This is a genomic window from Streptomyces sp. NPDC001927 (assembly GCF_053594455.1).
The window spans coordinates 222,187-229,143 of record NZ_JBSFEN010000002.1 but is presented as its reverse complement, the minus strand read 5'-3'; the positions used below and the strand labels follow the sequence as shown (position 1 = coordinate 229,143).

At 72.1% G+C, this 6,957-nt stretch carries 7 protein-coding genes; 4 read left to right on the top strand and 3 right to left on the bottom strand.

Annotated features, from left to right (window positions below; all coding sequences use genetic code 11):
- Positions 1-433: 433 nt before the first annotated feature.
- Together ACWCO8_RS05595 and ACWCO8_RS05590 are read left to right on the top strand one after the other, a co-directional pair.
- On the top strand, positions 434-1,024 hold the full coding sequence (locus ACWCO8_RS05595; RefSeq protein WP_451031066.1) for a hypothetical protein: 591 nt from the start codon (positions 434-436) through the stop codon (positions 1,022-1,024).
- Positions 1,025-1,311: 287 nt separating this feature from the next.
- The gene (locus ACWCO8_RS05590; protein WP_451031065.1) at positions 1,312-2,283 is read left to right on the top strand and encodes an alpha/beta hydrolase; all 972 of its coding nucleotides are present in this window, start codon (positions 1,312-1,314) and stop codon (positions 2,281-2,283) included.
- Positions 2,284-2,388: 105 nt separating this feature from the next.
- Here the strand turns inward: ACWCO8_RS05590 and ACWCO8_RS05585 are convergent, their stop codons facing one another.
- Genes ACWCO8_RS05585 through ACWCO8_RS05575 form a run of 3 tightly spaced genes read right to left on the bottom strand, consistent with a single transcriptional unit; the run spans position 2,389 to position 4,906 of the window.
- Positions 2,389-4,041 carry an IclR family transcriptional regulator domain-containing protein gene (locus ACWCO8_RS05585; protein WP_451031064.1) on the bottom strand — a complete coding sequence of 551 codons (1,653 nt, stop codon included), beginning with the start codon at positions 4,039-4,041 and terminating at the stop codon, positions 2,389-2,391.
- Positions 4,038-4,634: an RNA polymerase sigma factor gene (locus ACWCO8_RS05580; RefSeq protein WP_362010437.1), complete on the bottom strand. Its 597-nt coding sequence runs from the start codon at positions 4,632-4,634 to the stop codon at positions 4,038-4,040. The genes ACWCO8_RS05585 and ACWCO8_RS05580 overlap by 4 nt, the downstream gene beginning before the upstream one ends.
- Positions 4,628-4,906, bottom strand: a complete 279-nt coding sequence (locus ACWCO8_RS05575; RefSeq protein ID WP_451031063.1) for a hypothetical protein — start codon at positions 4,904-4,906, stop codon at positions 4,628-4,630. The genes ACWCO8_RS05580 and ACWCO8_RS05575 overlap by 7 nt, the downstream gene beginning before the upstream one ends.
- Before the next feature lie 208 nt (positions 4,907-5,114).
- Between ACWCO8_RS05575 and ACWCO8_RS05570 the strand changes: the two genes are divergently transcribed.
- Both ACWCO8_RS05570 and ACWCO8_RS05565 read left to right on the top strand, forming a co-directional pair.
- Positions 5,115-5,975, top strand: coding sequence for an ABC transporter ATP-binding protein (locus ACWCO8_RS05570; protein WP_451031062.1), 861 nt, complete (start codon positions 5,115-5,117; stop codon positions 5,973-5,975).
- The gene (locus ACWCO8_RS05565; RefSeq protein ID WP_451031061.1) at positions 5,972-6,952 is read left to right on the top strand and encodes an iron-siderophore ABC transporter substrate-binding protein; all 981 of its coding nucleotides are present in this window, start codon (positions 5,972-5,974) and stop codon (positions 6,950-6,952) included. The genes ACWCO8_RS05570 and ACWCO8_RS05565 overlap by 4 nt, the downstream gene beginning before the upstream one ends.
- The last annotated feature ends 5 nt before the right edge of the window (positions 6,953-6,957 follow it).

Genomic DNA, 6,957 nt, shown 5'->3' with positions numbered 1-6,957 from the left:
GGTGTTGCCGTTGATGTCGTGGCCGAATACGCCACCGTTCTGGGTGGTGACGATGATGCGGTTGCCCATCGTGACGACGAACCGGTCCACAGGTCCGTTGAACGCGACGGGGAAGGGGGCGGAGACGGACATGATCCGTACCTCTCCTGTGCTGCCTGCTTGAGAATGCACCAATGCCGGAAGCTGCTCCGCCCCCCGACTGCACAGTTTCCGGCTCGGGCGCCGCCAGTCGAGGTGCCTGCACCGGTCGATGTACGCCGGCGCGTCCCGAGCAGCCTGTGTTCCTGGGCATGAACTGCGGGACTCCCGCCTCTCTCCACGTTACTTCGCCACCGCCTGCTCGGCATGTCCGGTGGGGTGCGCACCCGCGCGTGTGCGTGGTCCGCGCGGGCCGAGGGTAGGCCGACCGTGAAGGGACGGAGGGCGGCGACACATGAGCGACGAAATCGTGGGCGGGGCGGAGGAGTTCGCCTCGGCGGTGGAGTTTCTGCGCCACGAACTGGACGCCGTCGCGTCGGCCGTCGCCCCCGACGTCGAACCGCGCGTGCAGACCCGGACCGACGACCGGCGCACCACGCGCGGTGCCATGGGGAAGCGGTACTGGATCTCCCTCCACCTGCCCGACACGTCGTACGAGACCGCCGTCGACGTGGCCCGTGAGGTGCTCGTCGCGGCGGGCTGGACCGTCTCGATCGGCGAGGCCCACGGCGACCGTCCCTTCCTCAAGGCGACGAAGGACCGCTTCGAGGTGAGCGTCGGCGCGGAGGTCTCGACGCTGCGGATCTCGGGCCGGGCCCCCGACATCTGGATCTCCTCCCACTGGCTACGTCCCCCACCCGCGGCAACCCCGGAGACCCTGCGGCCCGGCCATCAACTCTGTGGCGAGTGCGACGGCTGGGGCACCTGCTACGCGTGCGAGGGCCTGGGCTTCTACAACGGCCGAGCCTGCCCCTGGTGCGGCCTCGGCACCACCTGCCCGAGCTGCGAAGGAACGGGCCAGGAGCCCGTGGGGGAGCAGGGGTAGGAGCAGGAGCAGGAGTAGGACCACGGACGGGCTGTGCTCGCGTGGGCAACTCCTGTGCGCGGAGGGGACACACGGCTGCTCGGGCCGCTCCTCCTGGCACATCGGCGCGAACGTCGGACGATCGCCCGCGTGTCCGAGGGCGGGGTTCACGAGGAACCGCGCGAGGATCCCCTCTGTGCCCTGGTGGTCATGGCGTGTGCACGGACGGCACATTCCGCGGCTTCGCCGGCTTCCGGCGTGAGGCCGTCCCCCAGCCAGGGGCCCGTACGAGGAAAGGCAGTTCGCGCATGTCCGACGAGCAGAACAGGAATCGGCCCGTGCTGGAGAAGGCCGCGGCGGAGTTCGCCGAGGCGACGGCGAAGCCGCCGTACCTGTACGAGATCCCGGTGAGCGAGGGCCGCAAGGCGGTCGACGAGGTGCAGAGCGGCGCCGTCGCGAAGCCGGAGGTCGACGAGGAGTGGGTGACGGTCGAGGGCGGTCCGACAGGCCGGGTCAGGGCGCGGATCGTCCGCCCGGTCGGGCAGGAGGGCCCGCTGCCCGTCGTCCTCTACATCCACGGCGCCGGCTGGGTCTTCGGCAGCGCGCACACCCACGACCGCCTGGTGCGCGAGCTGGCCGTCGGAGCCCGCGCGGCCGTAGTCTTCCCCGAGTACGACCTGTCGCCCGACGTCCGTTACCCGGTGGCGATCGAGCAGAACTACCTGGTGGCCCAGTGGATCGTGAGCCAGGGCGGGGGCCACGGCCTCGACGCGACCCGGATCGCGGTGGCGGGCGACTCGGTCGGCGGCAACATGTCGGCCGCGCTGACGCTGATGGCGAAGGACCGCGGTGATGTGTCCCTGGCCGCCCAGGTGCTGTTCTACCCGGTGACGGACGCGGCCTTCGACACCGAGTCGTACCGGCAGTTCGCCGAGGGCTACTTCCTCCGCCGCGACGGCATGAAGTGGTTCTGGGACCAGTACACGACGGACGAGGCGGACCGCGCGCAGATCACCGCGTCCCCGCTCCGCGCCACCACCGAGCAGCTCACCGGGCTGCCGCCGGCGGTCGTCATCACCGCCGAGGCCGATGTGCTGCGCGACGAGGGCGAGGCGTACGCGGCCAAGCTCCGCGAGGCCGGGGTCCCGGTCACGGCCGTCCGCGTCCAGGGCGTCATCCACGACTTCGTCATGCTCAACGCGCTGCGCGGCACCCAGGGCGCCGAGGCCGCGATCACCCTGGCCGTGGACGCGCTCCGCAAGGCCCTCCGTACCGTCTGACCCACCGTCGGCTTCAGCCGCCGCGGCCCGCCGCGTCAACTGCGACGTCCGGGTCCGGCCCCTCCGGTCGGCGGGTCCTTCCCCCGCGCCCGGAGGGGCCGCACGTCAGGGCAGGGCACGGCGTGGCTCCGGGGTCGTGGTGGCGGCCGTCGGAGGGGTGTCGTCGTTGAGGAGTTGGGCGAGGAGGAGGCCGGTGGCGCGGTGGCTCAGGGAGTGGGCGGCGGTGAGGAGGCGGGGGTGCTGGTGGGCGGGGAGGGAGAGGGCGACGCTCGTGGCACGGCCGGGCAGCCCCAGGGAGTACGCGACGCACACCTCCGACCGGGAGTATTCGAGCAGGTCGAACTGGGCGGCGTGCGGGCCGTGTCCGTCGAGGGTCTCGATCAGGGCGCGCGGGTTGGTGATCGTGCGGTCGGTGAGCGGGATGGAGGGGTAGCGGGTGAGGTGGTCCATGCGGGAGTCGAAGTCGAGCTGGGCCAGGAGGCTCTTGCCGACGGCGCTGGCGTGGCCGGTGTCGGTGAACGGGGCCCACTCGTCGACCGGTGGGGCGGTCGCGCTGTGCGCGGCCTCGTGGATGCGGATCTCGCCGTCCGTGTAGCTGCTGAGGTAGACGGCGGCGTCGAGTTCGTCGCGCAGCCCGGCCAGGGTCTGCTTGAGCAGCAGCCGGTCGGGGTCGGGTGCGGTGACCAGCTCCATGACCGGTCCGGGGTGGTGGACGCCCGCGACGGTGACGACCAGACCCTGGGCGCGGAGCCACTCCAGGAGCAGCGCGGTCGCGTTCAGGGACATGCCTCCGCGCTGCGCGAGGGTGCGGGTGTCGGTGCCGCCCTCGCCCACGATGAGGTGGAGGAGGTCCCGGGCCCGTTGGGTGGCCTGCCAGCGGGCGGGGATCACGGCGGGGGAGTGGTGCCGCCTGGCCATGTCGTTGAGGACGGCGGGCCGCAGGGCGTTCGCCGACCACCACGGCTCCTCGGGGCGCCGGCCCGGTCCGGCCGCGGGGAGCGGCGTGAACAGGGGCGAGCTCTCGGCGGGGAGTTCGGGCAGGGCGAGCGCCGGCCCGGATTCCTGTCCGCCCGTCAGCGCGGTCAGCCGCGGCCGCCCGCTCTCCGCCCCCGCCGCGTCCGCGGGCGGGTGCCGGTACTCGCTCGGCACGTGCGGCGCCGGTACGAGGAAGAGCTGGGGCTGCGCGCCCGCTTCCCCGTCGGCCGCCCCGGGAAGGGGAGGCTCGGGCTCGGTGTGGGGAGTGGTGGAGAGCAGGTACTCGGGCACGCCCAGCCCGGTGCGGACCTCCTCGTAGAACTCGGTGTCCTCGTCCAGGGGAGTCGCCGTGCCTGGCGATGGGCGTCGGTTCCCGAGCGCGGCGATCAGCCGGGCCGCGTCCCCGTGTCCGTGCCTGGCCGCCTCGGCGACGAGATAGCTCGCGTCGTCGGCCCATTCGCCACCGGCCCGCAGCGCGACCACGGCGAGCCGGAACAGGGCACCCGGGTGGCCGACGGCCGCCGCCTCGCCCAGCCACTGCGCCGCGCTCGTCAGTTCGTCCCGGCCGAGGGCCTTCGACCCGAGCCGGTACAGCGAGTTGGCCCGTTGGCGCTCCTCGCGGCCCGTCTCGTACGTCTCGGCGAGCGGGCCGAACTCTCCGTCGGGCCGGTCCCAGAAGTCCGGGGGCCCGGCGAGCCGGCTCATCAGTTCCACGAGCCCGGCCGGGACGTCCGGCGCGGGGCGGCCGCCGCTGACCTCGTTGAAGCGGCTCACAACCGTCACCTGTCCTTCTTCAAGCATCGTGTCGTCCTTCGGTGCTCGTCGCGGATGAACGCGCCGAGCGCGTCCCGCAGTTCGGTCACCGCCTTGTGCCGCTCCTTGTGGAGTCGGTCCGTGCGCATGCCCAGCGAGGCCGCGATCTGCACGTCGCTGAGCCCCTGGCTCTGGAGCCGTACGACCTGGCGCCGCCGGCTCTGCGGCATGGCGTCGATGGCGGGCAGGACGAGATCCCGCAAGGGGTCGAACTCGCCCACTGCCTGCCGCTGTTCGGGCAGGGCGACCGTCAGGGCGTCGCCCGCGAGCTCCAGCCTGCCCTCGCTGCGGAGCCGGTCCTTGGCGAGGTTCCAGGCGGCGGCCCGCAGATACGCCGGGACGTTCACCTTCTCGTCGAGCTCGCCTTTCGCGGCCTTGCGCGCCACCCGCAGGAACGCCTCCTGCGCCACGTCCTGGCAGGCCTGGAGGGAGAGCTTCTCGTCGCTCCGCCTCCGCAGGAAGAGCGGTTCCCGGCTCATGAACACGGTGTAGTGGTCGTACAGCCGCTGTCCGACCCCGCCGTCCACCGCGCGCGGTGCCTGCCTCGTCTCACCGTCTACCACGGGGCGCGCTCCTTCGCCGAGGACGCCGAGGCACGCCGGTCCGCCGCGTCCGGCATCAGCACGACCTCGACGGTGACGTGCGTGACCGCCCCGGTCTGCCCGGCTGGGCGCGCCGAGGATCCCGGTGCGTCCCGCTGGTCGTCGGCGGGCCGCTCGGCGCCTCCCCGGGACCGCCGCCGGTCCACGTACAGGTGCACGGCGGCGGCGAGTCCGGGGATCACCACGCTCGTCAAAGCCGGGGCGAGCCCGGTCCACTCGAAGGGCGGCGTCATCTGAGTCGTTCTCCATCTGCTCCGAAGGGGACGCGGAAAGCGCCCTTGCCCCACAGACGGCCGACGACGGCCGGTTCTCCCCCCAGGACCGCAATGCTCCGAAACTGATCGGACGGCTGAGCGGAATTGACCGACCTTGCTCTGGCCCTCGGCCCAAGGTTCTGCCCCCTGGTCCACACCGGAATTAGGTTAGGCTAACCTGTGCGGCGTGAGAGTTGGTGAAGAAAGCCCGCAGGTCACGCCCGTACGCGGCCATGCGCTGTCGGCCACGGACGTCACCGTCGCCTACGACGGCGTCGATGTCGTGCACGGCGCGTCCCTGACGCTGCGGCCCGGCGACGTGACCGTCCTGGTCGGCCCGAACGGCAGTGGCAAGTCCACGCTCCTGCGGACGATCGCCCGCCTGCAGCGCCCCCGGAGCGCCGCCCTGACCCTCGACGAGGACACGGACGGCCTCGCCCTGACACCCCGCGAGTTCTCGCGGTACGTCGCCCTGCTGACGCAGGGTCGCCCCACGCCCAGCGGGCTGACCGTACGGGACGTGGTCGAGTTCGGCCGCTACCCCTACCGGGGCCGCTGGGGCAAGGCGGACCCGGGCGGCAAGGACGCCGTGGACCGCGCGCTGCGCATGACGGGCGTCCAGGAGTTCGCCGAGCGCGGCGCCGAGCACCTCTCCGGAGGGCAGCTCCAGCGCGTCTGGCTCGCGGGCTGCCTCGCCCAGGAGACCGGCGTGCTCCTCCTCGACGAACCCACCACCTACCTCGACCTGCGCTACCAGATCGAACTCCTCGACCTCATCCGCGACCTGGCCGACGACCACGGCATCGCCGTCGGCGTCGTCCTCCACGACCTGGACCAGGCGGCCGCCGTCGCCGACCGGGTCGTGCTGCTCCAGGCCGGACGGATCATCGCCGAAGGCCGCCCCGAAGACGTCCTGACCGCGCCCCGCCTGACGGACACGTACGGCATCCGCATCGAAGTCGACACCGACCCCTCCACGGGCCGCCTGCGCACCCGCGCGATCGGCCGCCACCACACGCGAAGCGAAAGGCTCAGCCCCACCTCATGAGACGCCTCCTCCTCACCGCCGCGGTCGCCACCGCGGCGGCGCTCACCCTGACCGCCTGCGGCACGACCGAGCCCGCCAAGGACGACGCGAAGAAGTCCGCCGAGCCGATCACGCTCACCGACGACACCGGCGCCAAGGTCGAGCTCGACGGACCCGCCAAGAAGGTCGTCGGCACCGAGTGGAACGTGGTCGAGACCCTGATCTCCCTCGGTGTCGACCCGGTGGGCGTCGCCGACGTCAAGGGCTACAAGACCTGGGACTCCGCCGTCCCGCTGAAGAACGACGCCAAGGACATCGGCACGCGCGGCGAGCCGAGCGTGGAGACCATCGCCGCTCTCAAGCCCGACCTCATCGTCGCCACCAGCGACCTGCCGCCGGCCGCCGTCAAGCAGCTGCGCGGGATCGCCCCGGTCCTGAACCTCACGGCCGCCGACGCCGCCGACCCGATCGGCCGGATGACGAAGAACCTCGACGCCATCGCGAAGGCCACCGGCACCACGGCCCAGGCCGACAAGCTCAAGAAGGGCTTCGAGGCGAAGCTCGCCGAGGGCAAGAAGGCCCTGGCCGACGCCGGTCTCGGCGGCGCCAAGTACGCCTTCGCGGACGGCTACCTGGTCTCCAACCAGGTCCAGATCCGGCCGTTCACCAGCGGTTCGCTGATCGGCGCCGTCAACGAGAAGCTCGGCCTGAAGAACGCCTGGACGGTCAAGGGCGACCCGGCCTACGGCCTCGGCACCACCGACGTCGAGGGCCTCACCAAGCTCGGTGAGGGCGTGCACTTCGCGCACATCAGCAACGACGGCGACGAGAGCAGCAACCCGTTCCAGGGCGCCCTCGCCAAGGACAAGGTGTGGACCTCGCTGCCGTTCGTCAAGAAGGGCGACGTGCACCGGCTGCCCGACGGCATCTGGATGTTCGGCGGCCCCGAGTCGATGAACCAGTACGTCGACTCCGTCGTCAAGGCGCTGACGAAGTAACCACG

Bases quoted from the DNA above. Each gene is read 5' to 3' on its own strand.
- ACWCO8_RS05595 (WP_451031066.1), top strand. From the start codon at position 434: ATGAGCGACGAAATCGTGGGCGGGGCGGAGGAGTTCGCCTCGGCGGTG.
- ACWCO8_RS05575 (WP_451031063.1), bottom strand. From the start codon at position 4,906: ATGACGCCGCCCTTCGAGTGGACCGGGCTCGCCCCGGCTTTGACGAGC.
- ACWCO8_RS05590 (WP_451031065.1), top strand. From the start codon at position 1,312: ATGTCCGACGAGCAGAACAGGAATCGGCCCGTGCTGGAGAAGGCCGCG.
- ACWCO8_RS05565 (WP_451031061.1), top strand. From the start codon at position 5,972: ATGAGACGCCTCCTCCTCACCGCCGCGGTCGCCACCGCGGCGGCGCTC.